The organism is Enterobacter genomosp. S (assembly GCF_001631805.1).
GTDB classification, from domain to species: domain Bacteria; phylum Pseudomonadota; class Gammaproteobacteria; order Enterobacterales; family Enterobacteriaceae; genus Enterobacter; species Enterobacter quasihormaechei.
The window spans coordinates 36,731-53,983 of sequence record NZ_LVVA01000022.1 but is presented as its reverse complement, the minus strand read 5'-3'; the positions used below and the strand labels follow the sequence as shown (position 1 = coordinate 53,983).

Sequence of the window (17,253 nt, the reverse complement as noted above, 5' to 3'; positions counted from 1 at the left end):
TTCACTATCGTGAATCGATTTCAGGCGCGCTGCTTTATCGGAACTGACAATCGCTGTCGCGTGCTGGACAACCGGGCCGGACAAGAGGCCCGGTTATCGTAGGCCGGGTAAGGCGTAGCCGCCACCCGACAACCCGTGCACAGGGTTAATGCGCACCGCCGCCGCCGCTACCGGCACCAAACGGTGGTTTGGCAAACCACACCAGCCCCAGCAGGACGATGAAGATCCCCGCCGATATCCAGAAAATCTCGTTTGCCGAGATAATCAGCCCCTGGTTGGTGATCTGCTGGGCAAGCCAGCCGGACGCCTGCTGCTCCGTCATACCCATCCCCTCAAGCTGGCTATACATCTGCTGAGCGTTAGGGTTGAACGGGTTCACCGCTTCGGTCAGCTGGGCGTGGTGCATCGATTCCCGGTTGGTCCACAGCGTGGTGGTAATCGACGTCCCGATGGAGCCCGCCAGCGTACGGGTAAAGTTCGACAGGCTTGATGCCGCCGCCATCCGCTCAGGAGGCAAGCCGGAAAGCGTAATGGTGGTCAGCGGCATAAAGAAGCACGCCACGGCAAAGCCCTGAATAAACTGCGGCCACGCGGAGGCGCCAAAGTCCATTCCCGGTTCGAACGTATACGCGCGCCAGTAGAAGCACACGGCGTACATGATGAAGCTGAACGTCACCAGCCTGCGCATGTCGAGCTTATGGGCGAAACGGCCAATAATCGGCGACAGCAGAACCGGAATTAACCCCACCGGCGCGGAGGCCAACCCCGCCCAGGTTGCGGTATAGCCGTACACCTCCTGCAACAGCTGCGGCAGCAGAACGATCGCGCCGAAGTAGAGCATATAGGCGAGGCTGATACAGAGGCACCCGATGGTGAAGTTTCGCGATTTAAACAGCGAGAGATCGACTATCGGGTTATCGTCCGTCAGCTCCCAGACAATCAGGAAGCTAATGGCGACCACGGCGACCACCGTCAGCACGATGATTTCCGTAGAGGCGAACCAGTCCAGCTCTTTACCCCGGTCGAGCATGATTTGCAGGCTGCCGATGCCGACCACCAGCAGCGCCAGACCGATACCATCGATCCGCCGCTGTTCGGTTCGCGTTTCGCGACCGCGCAGAGATTGTAGCGTCATCAGCACCACCAGCGCACCAATGGGCACGTTGATGAAGAAGATCCAGCCCCAGTGATAGTTATCGCTTATGTAACCGCCGAGGATAGGCCCGCAAATCGGGGCGACAATCACCGTCATCGACCACAGCGCGAGCGCGATGGAGCGTTTGGCGGGCGGATAGTTGTTCAGCAGCAAACTCTGCGACAGCGGGATCAACGGCCCGGCGACAATCCCCTGAATGACGCGGAAGAATATCAGCATCGTCAGGCTGCTGGACATCCCGCAGGCCCAGGAGGCCAGCACGAACAGGATCGTCGACCAGAGGAACAGCTTCACTTCACCGACGCGCTTCGCCAGCCAACCGGTGATGGGGATGGAGATAGCGTTCGCCACCCCGAACGAGGTAATGACCCAGGTCCCCTGGCTCAGCGATGAGCCAAGGTTCCCGGCGATGGTTGGGATCGCCACGTTTGCGATGGTGGAGTCCAGCACCTGCATGAATGTCGCCAGCGACAGCGCAATGGTCATAATGACCAGCTGCGCCCCCTCCAGCGGTTTTTGCGGCTTTTGCTGTTGCATAACGCTCACCTTCGGATTAACCGGCGTTTGCCTTCACGATGTCATCGATCAGCTTATTAACCGGATCGAGGCTAATTTCACGGGCGTTACTTTCATAAGCTGGCGTGCTTCGCACCTGATTTGCGAGGATCTGACCATCGCGGTTGGCGGTATCAACCGTCACCAGCGTGGAAAGGCCAATTCGCAGCGGATGGTCCGCCAGCTGTTTGGCATCCAGTTCAATACGCACGGGCAGACGCTGTACCACTTTGATCCAGTTGCCGGTGGCGTTCTGCGCAGGCAGCAGGCTGAACGCGCTGCCGGTCCCCATGTCCAGACCGACCACTTTACCGGTGTACTTCACATCATCGCCGTAGATATCGCTGACGACGGTTGCGGTCTGGCCGATACGCATATGCGCCAGCTGGGTCTCTTTGAAGTTCGCATCCACCCACAGATTGTTCGCCGGAACGACTGCCATCAGCGGCGTGGTGGTGCCAATCTGCGCGCCGGGCTGTACGGAACGACGGGAAACGTAGCCGGTCATCGGGCTGACGATTTTGGTACGTTGCAGGGCAAGCCATGCGTTGCGTACTTCGGTCGCCGCCTGTTTCACCGCCGGCTGGTTTTCCAGAGAGGTGCCCAGCACCATCGCCTGGTTAGCGTTGTACTGCTGAATAGCCACGTCCAGCTGCGCCTGTGCGCTGGCTACCGCATCGCGGGCGTGCTGCAACTCTTCACGGCCAATCAGGTTGGCGGTGCCGAGAGGAACACGACGCTTAAGGTCGCTCTGCGCCTGGGCCAAGGCCGTTTTCTGCACGTCGATATTGGCCTGAAGCTGTTTGCTGTTGATCATCAGCTGGCGGGTCTGGCGAACGCTGGAGGCCAGCGCCGTCTGTGCTTTTTCAAACGCCTGTTGGGCGTCGGTCGGGTCGAGCGTGACCAGCACATCCCCTTTTTTCACAAAATCGGTGTTGTCAGCCCAGACTTTCGTCACGCTGCCCGACACCTGTGCCATGATTTGAACCTGATTCCCTGCCACGTATGCATCGTCTGTCTCTTCAACATGACGCAATACTAAAAACCAATAAATCCCATATGCCACGGCAATAATAATAAAGAGCAAGGTCAGCAGAATAAGGGCGCTCTTACGTTTGCCCTTCTTGTTAACCGGTTGCTGCGGGGGAGTGTTCTCCGCATTTGCGCTCATTGTTGTTCTCCACGATCTTTTTATTTTCACATCGGCTGAGCCGACCTGTTGTCAGAAAGGCCAGCAGTTTCACGTGCTGGCCTGTCAGTTTTTCTTTTGAAATCTGGATGGTTGAGCGGATCGTCGCGTTAGCGCAGCGCCTCAAGAATGACGCCCTCTTCATCCATCTGGTCCAGACGGGTGAGCAGCTTGCGAGTAATGTGCTCAAGCTGGTCGCGCTCGGCGGTGCTGAGGGCGGACCAAAGCTGGTGCAGGCAGTTATGCTGCGGGGGCAGCACTTCGCGCAGGAATTCGTGACCTTTTTCGGTCAGTTGCAGATGCAGGCAGCGGCGATCGTTATCGCTTTCACGGCGTTCAATCCAGCCGCGCTTCTCCAGCTCATCAGCAATACGGGTGGCATTAGTACGGGATGAACCCAGCGCGCAGCTCAGTTCAGACGGCTGAATGCTGTGGTTTTCCTGAGACTCAAGCGTAATCAACGCCATAAACAACGTCTCATTAATGCCTTGCGCTTTCAGCATCTTATTACGATTTTCCAGCAGCTTACCCTGCATGTGCATGCACAGGCGGGTCAGCAGGATCTCCTGATACGGGAAGTCCTCATGACGACTGGCGCGGAACTTAAGCATTTGTTCAATGGGCGTAAACGAACTATCCATTTTGGGCATAACCTCATTAATTACAGCCGATATAGTAACGATAGTGACAAATAATGTAAATGAATTATTTGTGCGGTTATATCCGCCAAGCGAATGTCACCATCAGAAAGCGCCGGGTAAATCCGTGACCCGGTGAGCACAGAAAGCGTGGGGTGTATACCCGCGAAAGAGGGGATGTGAGGACAGGGGTCTGAACTATTCATGCCGGTAGTAAATATGTCACCCACAGTAAAATTTCTGGGATAAATGATTACCGTTACATTAACAGATGCAGGCCCCCTTTACACCCCAGGGGGCCCAAAGCAATGTAAAACTTAGTGAATTGCTTCCTGGCGGTGGTAGCCGCGCCACCACACCAGCAGATTTATTGCCGCGACGATGGCGCCGATGGCGCATACGCCCGTCCAGCCCGCATGCTGCCAGGCGGAGGCTGAGATCAACGAGCCCGCCGCGCCGCCGATAAAGTAGCTGGTCATATATCCGGCCGTCAGGCGGTTACGTGCGTCCGGCTTCACGCGGTAAATAACGGTCTGATTGGTGATGTGTACGCCCTGCACGGTGAGGTCGAGCACCAGAATACCGACGATCAGCGCCAGCACTGAGACGTGTCCGTACCAGATGGCCGCCCAGGAGAGCAGGAGCAACACCAGCCCGGCGGAGGTGGTCATATGAGATTTGCCTTTGTCGGCCAGCCCACCGGCTGGGCGTGCGCCCAGCGCGCCAGCCGCGCCAGCCAGCCCGAACAGGCCAATCACCCCTTCTGAGTAGTTAAACGGCGGTGCGGCGAGCAAAAATGCCATCGACGTCCATAAGATGCTGAAGTTGGCGAAGGTAAGACACCCCAGAATGGCGCGCGTGCGCAGGAGTTTATCCTGCGTAAAGAGGCTGAAAACGGAGGCGAGGAGTTGGAGATAGTTCAGGTGATTCTCCTGCTTCACTTTCGGCAGGCCGCGCCACAGCGCCAGCGCCATGATAACCATCAGCACGCTCGCTACCCAGTAGACGGTGCGCCAGCCGCCGAGGCTCGCCAGCAGCCCGGCAACGGTTCGCGCCAGCAGGATGCCCAGCAGCAGGCCGCTCATGATAGTGCCGACCACTTTGCCGCGTGTTTCCGGGGACGCCAGCGTAGCGGCGAGGGGAACCAGAATTTGCGCCACCACTGAGAACAGGCCGGTCAGCGCGGTGCCAATAATCATCATCGTTAACGACTGGCTGCTGGCAGTGATCAACATCCCGCCTGCCGCCAGAAGCGTCATAGAGACGATAAGCATCCGGCGCTCAAACATATCGCCCAATGGCACCAGGAATAGCAGCCCTGCCGCATAGCCGAGCTGTGCAGCGGTGACGATAAAGCCGGCGGAGCTGGCGGAAAGATCGAAGGCGCGCGCGATAGTATCAAGCAGAGGCTGCGCGTAATAGTTGCTGGCGACTGCCAGACCCGTTGCCACGGACATTAAAAGGATGAGCGCGGGGCTAAGCCCCTGAGATGTTTTTGTCATTAGTTTCAGGAATCGTGAGTTAAGTGATTATTTTTCCGAAAACATAATAACCAATGATTGAGAATGTTGGGGGATTGTTATGTGTGTGTTTGTGCGGTTAATGCCACTCACCCTAACCCTCTCCCCAAAGGGAAGAGGGCCGGGGTAAGGTTGTGTTTTTTACTTCTGCGCCGCAAGCGCCTCTTTCACCCAGCCGTCAAACTGCTGCTGGTGGGCTTTGATCCAGCCATCCACGTGGCCTTTAATATCGGCTTCGGACGATTTACCCGCGTGCATCATCGCGTTCTGGGCATTGATGTCCGCCAGCGGCAGCTTCATCACCGAGAACAATTTCGCCGCAGCCGGGTTTTTCTCTGCCCAGGCTTTGTTTGCCACGATATGCATGGTGTTCACCGGGAAGCCATAGTTCATGCCGTTCGGCAGTTTGGTGTCGATATTTTTCTGCTCGCCCGGCAGGGAGGAGAAGGGCACCTGCAACCACACCACGTCTTTGCCCGGCTTCAGCACGTCGCTCACCCAGTACGGCGTCCAGGTGTAGTAGATCACCGGCTTGCCTTCTTTAAAGCGGGCAATGGTGTCGGCCATCATCGCGGAGTAGTTGCCGTGGCTCACGTCGACGGTTTTCGCCAGATCGAACGCTTTGTTCTGGTGGTTAATCACCGCTTCGCAGCCCCAGCCCGGCGAGCAGCCCATCATGTCGGCCTTGCCGTCGCCGTTGGTGTCGAACAGTCTGGCGATCTTCGGATCTTTCAGCTGTTCAATATTGGTGATGTGGTACTGGTCGGCGGTTTTCTTGTCGATCAGATAACCCTGCGCCGCGCCGGTCACGAAGGTGCCTTCGCGATAGAATTTCTTATCGCCACCTGCGGCGGCATACATGTCGTCGTGCAGCGGCTGCCAGTTCACGGCGGTAAAGGTGGCATCACCGGAGGCAATCGAGGTGTAGCCCACGTTGTAATCCACTTCGCTGGCGGTATTCACGGTATAGCCCAGCTTCTCCAGCGCGCGGCTGACGAGCTGCGTCTGGAAGGACTCTTCCGAAATGGTGCTTTGCACCGGCTGCACGGTAATGCCTTTGCCCGGCAGGTCAGCGGCAAACGCGCTGGTGGAGACAAGGGTCGCAAACGCTGTGGCAAAAAGTACGTTATGTCGCATCGTTGTTCCTTATTTTGTAAAGGGGCGGGTGAGTAACCCGACAGGGCCGGTGGTGTACCAGCGACGGTTGCCGCGACTGCGTGAATCACGACCGACAGCCTGGGTCAGGCGGTCAAGGATAATGGCGAGGATCACAATCCCGACGCCACCGACGGTCGCCAGCCCCATGTCGAGACGGCCAATGCCGCGCAGCACCATCTGGCCGAGACCGCCAACGGCGATCATCGAGGCGATCACCACCATGGACAGTGCCAGCATCAGCGTCTGGTTAACACCCGCCATAATGGTCGGCATCGCCAGCGGAAGCTGAACCTTAAACAGCATCTGACGCGGGCTGGCGCCGAACGAGCGCGAGGCCTCAATCAGATCCGCCGGCACCTGGTTAATCCCCAGAATGGTCAGACGGATAATCGGCGGCAGGGCGAAGATAATGGTCACCACTACCCCCGGCACGTTACCGATGCCGAACAGCATCACGATAGGCACCAGATAGACGAACGCCGGGGTGGTCTGCATTGCATCTAGCAGGGGACGAATAATCTTCGCCGCCCGCGGGCTGCGCGCCAGCCAGATCCCCATCGGCAGGCCTATCACCACGCAGAAGAGCAGGGCGGTCAGCACCAGCGCCAGGGTAATCATCGCCTGAGACCACGCGCCAATCGCGCCAATGGCGATCAGGGAGATCAGCGTGGCGACGCCCATACCCGCGCTACCGAACTGCCACGCGATCAGCGAGAACAGGATAATCGCCACGGGCGCAGGCATGCCCAGCATCAGCTGCTGGAAGCCGTTCAGGATGTAATCCACCGGGATGCGGATCCCCTGGAACACCGGGCGGAAGTGGGTAACGACCCAGTCGATCCCCTCCGTCACCCAGCTGTCCAGCGGGATCAGCGTCTTGTGGAACGGATCCATAATATTGAAATGCTCTGGCGCAGGCGCGGGTGCGCTGTTGAGCCAGTCCGCCGCGCCGCCGCCGTCGGCAGGTGCGGGCGTGGAACCCCACGCATCGGCAGATTGCGCCGCGCTGTCCGCAGCTTCAGTGGTACCCCATGGGTTTGATTGATCAGCCATTGTTTGCCCCCTCGCGATCTAAAGCCTGTAGCAGCATCCGTTTTGAAATGATGCCAACGTACTGTTGTTCTTCACCGACAACCGGCACGGCGCAAGGCGCCTGACCCACGTGAGAGAGCAACTCGCTCAGCGGCGTTTCGGCGTCCACGGCAAGCGGAGCGTCAATCAACGCCGCATCGATTCCCTGGTTTTCGCTCAGGGCGGTTTTCAGAGAGTCGATGGAGACAACGCCGACAAATTTATTGCCGCGTTCAACCAGATAACCGTATTCACGATCTTCATCCTGCAACAGCTTCAGCGCGGAGCGCGGGCCGAAACCTGGCGTTTTTCGAATAATGCCGTTTGGCGTTCGGCGGGCAATATCTTTCGCGCTAAATACCTGGCTAATATCCACGCCGCGGAAGAAGGTGCGCACATAATCATTTGCCGGATTATTGAGAATTTCATCCGGCGTACCGACCTGCACCACCTCGCCATTTTGCATAATGGCAATTCGATCGCCAATACGCATGGCTTCATCCAGATCGTGAGAAATAAACACGATGGTGCGCTGATGTTTGGCCTGTAATTTTACCAGCTCATCCTGCATCTCGGTGCGAATTAAGGGATCGAGCGCCGAGAAAGCTTCGTCCATTAATAAAATATCTGGATTAATGGCTAATGCGCGGGCTAATCCCACGCGCTGACGCATGCCGCCCGACAGTTCATCCGGGTAGGCATGAGCGTAATTTTCCAGTCCAACCTGACGCAGCGCATCAAGGGCTTTTTCCTGACGTTCCTGAGCGGGCGTGCCGGCTAACTCCATGCCGAAGGCGGTATTATCGAGCACCGTCATGTGCGGCATCAGCGCAAATGACTGAAACACCATCGCAATTTTCTTTCTGCGCACCTCGCGGAGTTCTGCGTCTGAGATTCTGGCGATATCCACGCCGTCAATCAGCACCTGTCCACGGGTGGGTTCAATCAGGCGATTGAGAAGGCGAACCATAGTGGATTTACCCGAACCGGATAATCCCATGATGACAAAAATCTCGCCTTCTTCAATGGCCAGACTGGCGTCTTTAACGCCAAGCGATAGCCCGGTTTTTTCCAGAATTTGCTCTTTCGAAAGGCCTTTCTCAATATATTTGAAAGCACGCTGCGGGTGCTCGCCAAATACTTTATAAAGATTTTTCACTTCTAATTTAATTGCCATGCAATAGAGAGTGTCCTGTTATTTGTTTATGTCGATATGATTACCATGGTAAATAGTTAACTGGCATTACCCTAACATACTCAGAATCTGAGACAACCCTGAGTGGGCATGAGGTCGGAATTTTTCTACAAGCGAAACGGCTGAATTTCCCATGAATAAAGGGCTGAGGGCGGTTTGAATTTTTCTTAATTTTTTGCCGCTGCATGGGGAAATTCCGCCTGAATCGGTGTGATTCAGGCGAATATGACGTGGAAATTACAGTGTAGTACGTAGTGAAATATTCGGCCGGGAATAATGAAGTTTATATTTAATTAACGAACGTTAATTCACTCATTAAAAATCCCAGTCCTCATCTTCCGTTTCCACCGCTTTACCCATCACGTATGATGAGCCGGACCCGGAAAAGAAGTCGTGGTTTTCATCCGCGTTGGGCGACAGCGCCGCGAGGATCGCCGGGTTCACCTCCGCCATCTCCGGTGGGAAAAGCGCCTCGTAGCCCAGGTTCATCAGCGCCTTATTGGCGTTGTAGCAGAGGAACGCTTTTACGTCCTCTTCCCAGCCCGTTCCGGCGTAGAGTTCTTCGGTATAGCTCAGTTCGTTGTCGTACAGATCCATCAGCAAATCGAGCGCAAATCCCTTCAGCTCTTCCTGCTTCGCTTCGCTGACTTTTTCCAGCCCTTTCTGGTACTTATAGCCGATGTAATACCCGTGTACCGCTTCATCCCTGATGATGAGGCGAATCAAATCGGCGGTATTGGTGAGCTTGCCCCGGCTCGACCAGTACATGGGCAGCCAGAAGCCGGAATAGAAGAGAAAAGATTCCAGGAACACGCTGGCGATCTTCTTCTTCAGCGGCTCGTCGGCGCGATAATACTCCAGCACCAGATCGGCCTTGCGCTGCAATGACGCGCTCTCTTCGCTCCAGGCGTAGGCCGCGTCCACGTCTTTGGTCTGGCAGAGCGTCGAGAAAATCGAGCTGTAGGAGCGGGCATGGACCGCCTCCATAAAGCTGATATTCGACATTACCGCCTCTTCGTGCGGCGTCAGCGCATCGCTCATCAGCGCGGGGGCACCCACGGTGTTCTGAATCGTGTCCAGCAGCGTCAGGCCGGTGAAGACGCGGATTGTCAGCTGCTGCTCGGCGTGGCTGAGTGATTGCCAGGCCGGAATATCGTTGGAGAGCGGCACCTTTTCCGGCAGCCAGAAGTTGCTGGTCAGGCGGTTCCATACTTCCAGGTCTTTATCGTCCTGAATCTTGTTCCAGTTAACGGCACTCACGCGTGACAGTTTCATCCTTTCTCCTTACAGCGCGCAGGACACGCAGCCTTCAATTTCGGTGCCTTCCAGCGCAAGCTGGCGCAGGCGAATGTAGTACAGCGTTTTGATGCCTTTCTTCCAGGCGTAAATCTGCGCTTTATTGATATCCCGCGTGGTGGCGGAGTCCGGGAAGAAGAGCGTCAGCGACAGCCCCTGATCCACGTGTTTTGTCGCCTCGGCGTAGGTATCAATAATTTTCTCCGGCCCGATCTCATAGGCGTCCTGATAGAGCGCCAGATTGTCGTTAGTCATAAACGGGGCAGGGTAGTAGACGCGCCCGGTTTTGCCTTCCTTACGGATCTCAATCTTCGACACGATCGGGTGAATGCTCGACGTGGCGTGATTGATATAGGAAATGGAGCCGGTCGGCGGCACCGCCTGAAGGTTCTGGTTATAGATGCCGTAGCGCATCACATCGTCGCGCAGCTGCTGCCACATCTCGCGCGTCGGCAAGGTAATGCCGGCGCGGTCAAACAGCGCGCGCACTTTTTCGGTTTTCGGCTGCCAGTCGCCTTCCAGATACTGGATGAAATATTCCCCGCTGGCGTAGCGCGACTGCTCAAAGCCTGCGAACCGCTGGCTGCGCTCGCGCGCCAGCATCATTGAGGTGTGCAGCGCATGCCAGGTGATGGCGTAGAAATAGAGATTCGTGAAATCCAGCCCTTCCGGGCTGCCGTAGGCGATGCCTTCCCGGGCCAGGTAGCCGTGCAGGTTCATCTGTCCAAGGCCGATGGCGTGCGACGCGGCGTTGCCCGCCTCAATGGACGGCACGCTGCGAATGTGGCTCATGTCCGATACCGCCGTCAGCCCGCGAACGGCGGTCTCCACCGTGCGGCCAAAATCTGGCGAATCCATGGTGTGGGCAATATTCAGCGACCCGAGGTTGCAGGAGATATCTTTGCCGATGTCCGCGTAGTCGAGGTTTTCGTCGTAGGTGGAGGCGCTGTTGACCTGCAAAATCTCCGAGCACAGGTTGCTCATGTTGATGCGCCCGGCAATCGGGCTGGCGCGGTTAACCGTATCCTCGTACATGATGTACGGGTAGCCGGACTCAAACTGAATTTCCGCCAGCGTCTGGAAGAAATCGCGGGCGTTGATGTACTTCTTGCGGATGCGATCGTCTGCAACCAGCTCGTCATAAAGCTCGCTTATCGCCATGTCGCCAAACGCTTTGCCGTAGATCCGTTCAACGTCATACGGCGAGAAGAGCGCCATGTCGGCATTCTCTTTGGCCAGCTTAAAGGTGATATCCGGGATCGTCACGCCGAGCGACAGGGTTTTGATGCGGATTTTTTCGTCGGCGTTTTCACGTTTGGTATCCAGAAAACGCAGGATGTCCGGGTGGTGCGCGTGCAGATAAACCGCGCCCGCACCCTGGCGTGCGCCAAGCTGGTTGGCGTAGGAGAAGGCATCTTCCAGCATCTTCATCACCGGGATGACGCCGGAAGACTGGTTTTCGATGCGTTTGATCGGCGCGCCCGCTTCCCGCAGGTTTGAGAGCAGAAACGCCACGCCGCCGCCGCGTTTCGACAGCTGTAGCGCCGAATTCACCGCACGGCCAATCGACTCCATATTGTCTTCAATACGCAGCAGGAAGCAGGAGACCAGCTCGCCGCGCTGGGCCTTGCCGCAGTTAAGGAAGGTTGGCGTGGCAGGCTGGAAGCGGCCTGAGAGGATCTCCTCCGTCAGCCTTTCGGCCAGGCCTTCATCGCCCTGCGCCAGCGTCAGGGCCACCATGACCACCCGATCTTCAAAGCTTTCTAAATAGCGTTTGCCGTCGAAGGTTTTCAGGGTGTAGCTGGTGTAATACTTCCATGCGCCAAGAAACGTCTGGAAGCGAAAACCGCTGGCGTGCGCACGTGCAAACAATGCCTCCACGAAGGCGCGATTGTAGCGGGTCAGGACGCGCTCTTCGTAATATCCCTCTTTTACCAGATAGTCGAGACGTTCCCGCTGGCTGCCAAAGGCAACGCTGTTCGGGCGTACGTGGGCGGCAAAAAAGGCGTCCACCGCCTCACGATCTTTATCGAGCTGAATGCGTCCCTCGTGGTCGTAGAGGTTAAGCATTGCGTTTAATGCGTGGTAATCCGGCGTCGCCTGAATCACGCGTTCTGCGGTTGTCGTTGCCAAAATTCGTTCACTCCTTTACGCACGTTCTCTACGTCCTGCTGTGTCCCCATCAGTTCAAAACGATAGAGATACGGCACGCCGCATTTTTGAGAGATGACGTCCCCGGCGCGGGCAAAGGCCGCGCCGAAATTGCGATTGCCCGCCGCAATCACGCCGCGAATCAGCTGTCGGTTATGGGGATCGTTCAGAAAGCGGATCACCTGACGGGGAACAGCCCCCGCGGTACCGCCGCCGCCATAGCTCGGCACCACCAGTATGTAAGGTTCGTCTACCTGAATACGCTCACGCTCGTTCAGCGGGATGCGTATCGCAGGCAGCCCGAGGCGCTCCATAAACCGAAGCGTGTTTTCCGAGCTGCTGGAAAAGTAGACCAGTCTGCTCATGCACTGACGGCCTGAGCGGCAAGACGGTTGATCATGTCCGGGCGAAAGCCAGACCAGCTGGTATCACCGGCAACCACCACCGGAAGCTGACGAAAACCCTGCGCCCGCAGGATGTCAGCCGCGTCGGGCACCTGATCAAGATTGACCATCTCAAATGCCACGCCGCGGCTCTCCATCGCCCGTTTCGTGGCGTGGCACTGAACACAATCGTTACGAGTGTAAATAATAATGCTCATGATTCGTATTTCCATTTAGAATGAGAGAACGGTGCGAGTAAACGCGTCATGTTGTGTGTGTCTGTCTAAAGGGGGATACTAGATGTAGTTGCGATAAGTTTCAACCACACAAGATATGGGAAATTTAGATTGATAAGGCCCTAATGATGAGCCCGGCGGGGCAGGGCGGGCTGTGCATGTTTTTCAGGCTTTCCGGCAAAGAAAAGCCCCGGCGCCAGGGGCAACCGGGGCTAAGAACTCGCGCTTATTTACGCAGGCTAAGCAGGGCGCCGACAAAAATGCCGACTGCCGCGACCGTTCCCAGGGTACACAGCGGTTTTTCACGTACGAAGGTGGTGGCGCAGCTGGCCATGTCGCAGGCCGCCTGGGTGGTACGTGAGCGGCCATTCATCCTTGCGCGCGTTTCACGCAGCAGAGACTGAGCCTTACGTTTCGCGGCATCTGTTTCATCCTTCGCATCAGAGCCCCAGGATTTCAGCACCGCTTCCAGCGTATCCGCTAATTGGCTGACATCATTACGAATATCCTGGGTGTCGGCGTTAATATCGTTTCGGTTCGGTCTGTTAAACATACGATCCTCCATAATTTTGTGTTCCCGTTTAGTTTAGTTCAGAAATTTAATATCTGAAGCCAGTCACGGCTTATCGGGCAGTTTATGGAATATTCTGAAAGCCCTGCTAATGCTGAATACTGTAAGGTTGCCCGGCAGGTATGATAATGAGGAAGAGATATGTATTTACGACCCGATGAGGTGGCGCGCGTTCTTGAAAAAGAAGGGTTCACCATGGATGAGGTAACATCAAAAGCGTACGGATATCGCCGTGGCGAGAATTATGTTTACGTTAACCGTGAAGCAAGAATGGGGCGTACTGCTCTCATTATTCACCCGACACTGAAAGACAGAAGCCTGTCATTTGCTGAGCCCGCCTCGGATATTAAAACCTGCGATCATTATCAGCAATTTCCGCTCTATTTAGGCGGCGAGACGCATGAACATTATGGTATTCCGCACGGTTTCAGCTCGCGTATGGCGCTTGAGCGATTCCTGAAAGGGCTGTTTGGCGACGTACAATAACACTGCGACTGGCATGTGCCAGTCGCCTCACCTTACGCTTTGGCCTGGCTATAGGGGCTGACTTTAAACAGGCGACGGCAGTAGTCAAGAAAGTAACCGTACACCGCACCCATCAGCATTGATACCACGATATTCGAACTTACCGCAGCGGCGATTTGATGCCAGTCTGCGCCCACCGTCAGCAAAATAACCACATACACCGGGGACTGGAACGTTACATAAGCCAGCACGTCAGCCAGGTTTTTTACCCAACCTACCGGGCTAATACGCCGGGCATAACGCATCACCGCATCGCGATACAGTCCGTACGGCCAGGCGATCATAATATTCACCGGAATGGCCACCAGGCGCGACGAGAGGGACTGCTCAAAGGACATTCCCGACAGAAAAATTTCAATCAGCATGTTCACGACGGAACAGTAAACGACCATCGCGAAAGTATCCGCTACCGCATGGCGCAGGCGAGACTGCGGTGAGAACATGTCTGAACTCCTCGAACAGGACAAAAAAGTGGCGTTTTACCTGCGGCGTTTAGTGCTTTAGGTTGGTTTGTTTTGAGTGTATAGCGTATCTCTCTGGCTTTTAACTAACAAGTAGTGATTAATCTTTATTTAGTGGCACTTTGTCCATAAAATTCTCTAAAGTCGTTTGTTTTTTGCGCGCTTCGTTATTTTCTTTCCCATCAACGCTTTTGTTAAAAGAAATCAATCCATTAGCTAACCTGAGCACGCGTGAAACGTTTGTTGTACGAGCATTTAAGGGCGGTTTTTTGAACGGTTTTAAACAGGCGTTTTTGACCAGGTGCAGGACGGTATATTACCCATTAAAGCTGACGATTATTCCGGGTTATATTAACGGGATATTCTAAAACATTTACAATAATGTCAAAACGACAGGATGGGTAGATATCAGAACAAAAATCAATTATTCTGTTGCCTGATTTATGTTATACACAAGAAGAAAGGTTTCTCATTATTATGGCTTTAACGTTACAGAATCTTAATAATATCCGTACGCTCCGGGCGCTGGCGCGTGAATTATCCATGGATGTTCTGGAAGAAATGCTGGAAAAAGTCCGGATGATCACGGAAGAAAAACGCAACGAGCAGGCTGAATTAGAGCGTCAACGCGCTGAGCAGCAGGAAAAAATTAATGCTCTGCTGGAACTGATGAAGGCTGACGGTATTTCCCCGAGCGAACTGTTAGGCGGTGATCTGGCTCATGCGGGCCAGCCGGCTAAAAAACGTAAAGCGCGTGCGGCGAAATATCGTTTCATCGATGCGAACGGTGAAGAGAAAACGTGGACCGGTCAGGGACGTACGCCAAAGCCCATTGCGAATGCGCTGGCAAACGGTAAATCTCTGGACGATTTCCTGATCTGATGAAAATTCGGGCGGTGTATTCCGCCCGGTTATTGACTCAGCAGACGCCAAAGTCACCTTCTTCGGAGTACAGAACCACGTCCGCCGCTTTCAGGTTATATTTCTCGCCCTGCTCATTGCTGGCCTGTACGGCCACAATATTTTCACCATTCACTTCGAGTACTTTCAGTTTTGGACCGCCCTGACGCGGTTGAACATAATCGCCGACAGAAAACATAGCACCTCCTAACGTTGTTATGATCTTCACCATAGCCCACGTCCGGGGGCGGGGTACAGTCTAATCTTTCAGATATCCCTTATCAGGTACGCCGGTTCCACGGCAGCACTTTCAGCAGTCGCGCCATGCCGCAAAAACCCGTCACACCGGCAAACAGCAGCCCGGCGCCTACAAAACCGCAGAGCAGGAAAAAGGCGCTGGAGACGCTGTAGCCCAGCACCACGCCGCAGAGGATCAGCAGCCCGGCGGCGATCTGCACCTGACGCATCAGCGGAAGGGGTTGCGATCTGTCTTCAACGGTCAGCAGCCCGGCCTGCTTCCAGCCCTGAATACCCCCCTCAACCACAAAGGCGTTTGCAGGGGACGCTGCCCGGGCAAGACGAGCGGCATTGTTTGAGGTTCGTGCGCCGGACTGACAGTGAAAAATCACCGTTTCTCCCGGCGCTGGGTTTAGGCCGCCGGGTAACGAATCCAGCGGGATGGAGTGCGCCGCCGGAATATGCTCGCGGGCAAATTCGTCGGCGTCGCGAATATCGATGAGTTTAGCGCCCTCTGCAACCAGCGCGCTTGCCTGTCGGGGCGTAATAAGGGGAAGAGACATTGTGTTTCCTTACGGTCATTTTCAGAACAGTAGAGCATTTAAGGCAAGGTTTAAGCCAGTGTAAAGAGGGTAAAGGCAGGTAAAAGCGCGAGTGCCGAATGGCAGTTACCCGTAAACTGGCTACGCTTAGAGTTGTGTCTTTTATACTTTTCAATTGGTTAGCTTGCACGGAGTTTTTATGGGTTTTTGGCGTGTTGTTTTTACGATTATTCTCCCGCCGCTGGGCGTGCTGCTTGGCAAGGGACTGGGCTGGGCGTTTATCCTGAACATCCTTCTGACCATCCTGGGTTACTTCCCGGGCCTTATCCACGCGTTTTGGGTTCAGACGAAAAGCTAAATACGCCGCAGTAAGTCACTGTAGATCCGGGTCAGCGCGCCCTCGGGGCCAAACTGCTGTTTGATCCAGCGCGTGACCTGACCGGTCGCCGCATGCTGCGTGGCGAGCAGCATGCGCGAGTCCTGGCGCGGATTATTGATTCGCCGCGTCACCAGCAGCCCGTCCTCTACCGCCTCCCGCGTCATATACTCCGGTAAAAATCCAATACCTTCCCCCAGGATCTGACACTGACATTTGGTGTTGAAGTCCGGTACCAGAATCGCCTCCTGGCCGTGAAGCAGCCAGCCGACCTTCTTGTTGATGGTGTGCGCAGTGTCCTCGACCATGATATTGGGATACAGACGCAGCTGACTTTCGGAAATGGGCTCCGGGGCGAATGCCAGCGGATGCGTCGGGGCGATGGCAAATACCCAGCGGATCGCCCCTATTTCGGTGTAATCAATGCCGCCGCCGTCCAGCAGCGTATCCGGCGCGCCAATGGCAATGTTGGCCTGATTATTAATGATGGAATCCCAGACGCCGTTGTACACCTCGGTCGTCACCGTGATCTGGCAGGTGGGAAACTGTTTTTTCAGCACCTGGAGCAAACGCGCGGTATGGCGTGGCGTATACAAAAGCTGATTAATGCAGATGCGCACCCGCGTCTCAATGCCCTGCGAAATGGTATCAATCCCGCGCTTGATGGCGTGAAAGTCATTCAGCAGGTCGGTCGCTTTACGATAAAAGTAAAAGCCGGATTCGGTCAGCTCAATGCTGCGCGTGTTGCGTACAAACAGCACCACGTCCAGCCCGGTCTCCATGCGTTTAATGGTGTAGCTGATGGCGGAGGTGGTCACGCCCAGCTCGGCAGCAGCTTTGCTAAAACTGCCAAAACGCGCCGCGGTGGTGAAGGCCAGCAAATTCTCTTCGGTAAAGATGGAATTCATATTATGGCTCCGGGTGACCATCAGTTTTGAACATATTTTAACAACGACGTTACACCAAATTTGATGCCGGTCACAGTTCTGGTTTTTTACGTAGCCCCTCGTCGGGTAAGGCTTTTTCAGCCATAAGGATAATGCAGCCTGAGGTGCCTGAACGCGGTAAAACATAAGAAAAAGGTTGCACAGAC

At 55.4% G+C, this 17,253-nt stretch carries 19 protein-coding genes; 3 read left to right on the top strand and 16 right to left on the bottom strand.

Going from position 1 to position 17,253, the window contains the following annotated elements:
• Positions 1 to 145: 145 nt before the first annotated feature.
• The 12 genes from emrB to A3466_RS18545 form a co-directional block, all read right to left on the bottom strand.
• A complete protein-coding gene (gene emrB, locus A3466_RS18600) occupies positions 146 to 1,693 on the bottom strand; it encodes a multidrug efflux MFS transporter permease subunit EmrB (RefSeq protein WP_006811709.1) in 1,548 nt (515 codons plus the stop codon).
• Between the two features lie 16 nt (positions 1,694 to 1,709).
• Complete coding sequence (gene emrA / locus A3466_RS18595; protein ID WP_063451837.1) at positions 1,710 to 2,882, bottom strand: multidrug efflux MFS transporter periplasmic adaptor subunit EmrA; 1,173 nt, start codon at positions 2,880 to 2,882, stop codon at positions 1,710 to 1,712.
• A 128-nt stretch (positions 2,883 to 3,010) separates the two neighbouring features.
• Positions 3,011 to 3,541 (bottom strand): multidrug efflux transporter EmrAB transcriptional repressor EmrR, encoded by a 531-nt coding sequence (gene emrR, locus A3466_RS18590; protein WP_063452021.1) that lies wholly within the window; start codon positions 3,539 to 3,541, stop codon positions 3,011 to 3,013.
• 314 nt (positions 3,542 to 3,855) lie between these two features.
• The gene (locus A3466_RS18585; RefSeq protein ID WP_063451836.1) at positions 3,856 to 5,040 is read right to left on the bottom strand and encodes an MFS transporter; all 1,185 of its coding nucleotides are present in this window, start codon (positions 5,038 to 5,040) and stop codon (positions 3,856 to 3,858) included.
• Between the two features lie 159 nt (positions 5,041 to 5,199).
• Positions 5,200 to 6,195 (bottom strand): glycine betaine/L-proline ABC transporter substrate-binding protein ProX, encoded by a 996-nt coding sequence (gene proX / locus A3466_RS18580; protein WP_063451835.1) that lies wholly within the window; start codon positions 6,193 to 6,195, stop codon positions 5,200 to 5,202.
• Between the two features lie 9 nt (positions 6,196 to 6,204).
• Positions 6,205 to 7,269: a glycine betaine/L-proline ABC transporter permease ProW gene (proW, locus tag A3466_RS18575; RefSeq protein ID WP_006811702.1), complete on the bottom strand. Its 1,065-nt coding sequence runs from the start codon at positions 7,267 to 7,269 to the stop codon at positions 6,205 to 6,207.
• Entirely contained in the window at positions 7,262 to 8,464 is a 1,203-nt protein-coding gene (gene proV / locus A3466_RS18570; RefSeq protein WP_008502574.1) for a glycine betaine/L-proline ABC transporter ATP-binding protein ProV, read from the bottom strand. Before proV ends, proW begins: the two co-directional genes overlap by 8 nt.
• 333 nt (positions 8,465 to 8,797) lie before the next feature.
• The gene (gene nrdF / locus A3466_RS18565) at positions 8,798 to 9,757 is read right to left on the bottom strand and encodes a class 1b ribonucleoside-diphosphate reductase subunit beta (RefSeq protein ID WP_063451834.1); all 960 of its coding nucleotides are present in this window, start codon (positions 9,755 to 9,757) and stop codon (positions 8,798 to 8,800) included.
• A gap of 9 nt (positions 9,758 to 9,766) precedes the next feature.
• Entirely contained in the window at positions 9,767 to 11,911 is a 2,145-nt protein-coding gene (gene nrdE, locus A3466_RS18560) for a class 1b ribonucleoside-diphosphate reductase subunit alpha (protein ID WP_063451833.1), read from the bottom strand.
• On the bottom strand, positions 11,884 to 12,294 hold the full coding sequence (gene nrdI, locus A3466_RS18555; protein WP_063451832.1) for a class Ib ribonucleoside-diphosphate reductase assembly flavoprotein NrdI: 411 nt from the start codon (positions 12,292 to 12,294) through the stop codon (positions 11,884 to 11,886). The genes nrdE and nrdI overlap by 28 nt, the downstream gene beginning before the upstream one ends.
• Positions 12,291 to 12,530 carry a glutaredoxin-like protein NrdH gene (nrdH, locus tag A3466_RS18550; protein WP_063451831.1) on the bottom strand — a complete coding sequence of 80 codons (240 nt, stop codon included), beginning with the start codon at positions 12,528 to 12,530 and terminating at the stop codon, positions 12,291 to 12,293. Before nrdH ends, nrdI begins: the two co-directional genes overlap by 4 nt.
• A gap of 244 nt (positions 12,531 to 12,774) precedes the next feature.
• A complete protein-coding gene (locus A3466_RS18545) occupies positions 12,775 to 13,101 on the bottom strand; it encodes a DUF883 domain-containing protein (protein ID WP_063451830.1) in 327 nt (108 codons plus the stop codon).
• Between the two features lie 159 nt (positions 13,102 to 13,260).
• Between A3466_RS18545 and A3466_RS18540 the strand changes: the two genes are divergently transcribed.
• Positions 13,261 to 13,605 (top strand): DUF2002 family protein, encoded by a 345-nt coding sequence (locus A3466_RS18540; protein WP_006811693.1) that lies wholly within the window; start codon positions 13,261 to 13,263, stop codon positions 13,603 to 13,605.
• A gap of 32 nt (positions 13,606 to 13,637) precedes the next feature.
• On the opposite strand, the gene alaE is transcribed toward A3466_RS18540, so the two are convergent.
• On the bottom strand, positions 13,638 to 14,087 hold the full coding sequence (alaE, locus tag A3466_RS18535) for an L-alanine exporter AlaE (protein ID WP_063451829.1): 450 nt from the start codon (positions 14,085 to 14,087) through the stop codon (positions 13,638 to 13,640).
• 495 nt (positions 14,088 to 14,582) lie between these two features.
• Between alaE and stpA the strand changes: the two genes are divergently transcribed.
• Entirely contained in the window at positions 14,583 to 14,987 is a 405-nt protein-coding gene (gene stpA / locus A3466_RS18530) for a DNA-binding protein StpA (protein ID WP_063451828.1), read from the top strand.
• A 37-nt stretch (positions 14,988 to 15,024) separates the two neighbouring features.
• Here stpA and A3466_RS18525 read toward each other — a convergent pair whose 3' ends face one another.
• On the bottom strand, positions 15,025 to 15,204 hold the full coding sequence (locus A3466_RS18525) for a hypothetical protein (RefSeq protein ID WP_063451827.1): 180 nt from the start codon (positions 15,202 to 15,204) through the stop codon (positions 15,025 to 15,027).
• 82 nt (positions 15,205 to 15,286) lie between these two features.
• On the bottom strand, positions 15,287 to 15,805 hold the full coding sequence (locus A3466_RS18520) for a rhodanese family protein (RefSeq protein ID WP_063451826.1): 519 nt from the start codon (positions 15,803 to 15,805) through the stop codon (positions 15,287 to 15,289).
• Positions 15,806 to 15,983: 178 nt separating this feature from the next.
• Between A3466_RS18520 and A3466_RS18515 the strand changes: the two genes are divergently transcribed.
• Positions 15,984 to 16,142 carry a YqaE/Pmp3 family membrane protein gene (locus A3466_RS18515; protein WP_003862203.1) on the top strand — a complete coding sequence of 53 codons (159 nt, stop codon included), beginning with the start codon at positions 15,984 to 15,986 and terminating at the stop codon, positions 16,140 to 16,142.
• Here A3466_RS18515 and A3466_RS18510 read toward each other — a convergent pair.
• Positions 16,139 to 17,068: a LysR substrate-binding domain-containing protein gene (locus A3466_RS18510; RefSeq protein WP_063451825.1), complete on the bottom strand. Its 930-nt coding sequence runs from the start codon at positions 17,066 to 17,068 to the stop codon at positions 16,139 to 16,141. The two genes, A3466_RS18515 and A3466_RS18510, sit on opposite strands and share 4 nt — an antisense overlap.
• Positions 17,069 to 17,253 lie beyond the last annotated feature (185 nt).

Excerpts from the sequence above, each read along its gene's own strand:
- A3466_RS18515 (WP_003862203.1), top strand. The coding sequence starts at position 15,984 with ATGGGTTTTTGGCGTGTTGTTTTTACGATTATTCTCCCGCCGCTGGGC.
- A3466_RS18585 (WP_063451836.1), bottom strand. The coding sequence starts at position 5,040 with ATGACAAAAACATCTCAGGGGCTTAGCCCCGCGCTCATCCTTTTAATG.
- A3466_RS18545 (WP_063451830.1), bottom strand. The coding sequence starts at position 13,101 with ATGTTTAACAGACCGAACCGAAACGATATTAACGCCGACACCCAGGAT.
- A3466_RS18525 (WP_063451827.1), bottom strand. The coding sequence starts at position 15,204 with ATGTTTTCTGTCGGCGATTATGTTCAACCGCGTCAGGGCGGTCCAAAA.
- alaE (WP_063451829.1), bottom strand. The coding sequence starts at position 14,087 with ATGTTCTCACCGCAGTCTCGCCTGCGCCATGCGGTAGCGGATACTTTC.
- nrdH (WP_063451831.1), bottom strand. The coding sequence starts at position 12,530 with ATGAGCATTATTATTTACACTCGTAACGATTGTGTTCAGTGCCACGCC.
- nrdF (WP_063451834.1), bottom strand. The coding sequence starts at position 9,757 with ATGAAACTGTCACGCGTGAGTGCCGTTAACTGGAACAAGATTCAGGAC.
- emrA (WP_063451837.1), bottom strand. The coding sequence starts at position 2,882 with ATGAGCGCAAATGCGGAGAACACTCCCCCGCAGCAACCGGTTAACAAG.
- stpA (WP_063451828.1), top strand. The coding sequence starts at position 14,583 with ATGGCTTTAACGTTACAGAATCTTAATAATATCCGTACGCTCCGGGCG.
- A3466_RS18520 (WP_063451826.1), bottom strand. The coding sequence starts at position 15,805 with ATGTCTCTTCCCCTTATTACGCCCCGACAGGCAAGCGCGCTGGTTGCA.
- A3466_RS18510 (WP_063451825.1), bottom strand. The coding sequence starts at position 17,068 with ATGAATTCCATCTTTACCGAAGAGAATTTGCTGGCCTTCACCACCGCG.
- proV (WP_008502574.1), bottom strand. The coding sequence starts at position 8,464 with ATGGCAATTAAATTAGAAGTGAAAAATCTTTATAAAGTATTTGGCGAG.
- A3466_RS18540 (WP_006811693.1), top strand. The coding sequence starts at position 13,261 with ATGTATTTACGACCCGATGAGGTGGCGCGCGTTCTTGAAAAAGAAGGG.
- proW (WP_006811702.1), bottom strand. The coding sequence starts at position 7,269 with ATGGCTGATCAATCAAACCCATGGGGTACCACTGAAGCTGCGGACAGC.
- proX (WP_063451835.1), bottom strand. The coding sequence starts at position 6,195 with ATGCGACATAACGTACTTTTTGCCACAGCGTTTGCGACCCTTGTCTCC.
- emrR (WP_063452021.1), bottom strand. The coding sequence starts at position 3,541 with ATGGATAGTTCGTTTACGCCCATTGAACAAATGCTTAAGTTCCGCGCC.
- emrB (WP_006811709.1), bottom strand. The coding sequence starts at position 1,693 with ATGCAACAGCAAAAGCCGCAAAAACCGCTGGAGGGGGCGCAGCTGGTC.
- nrdI (WP_063451832.1), bottom strand. The coding sequence starts at position 12,294 with ATGAGCAGACTGGTCTACTTTTCCAGCAGCTCGGAAAACACGCTTCGG.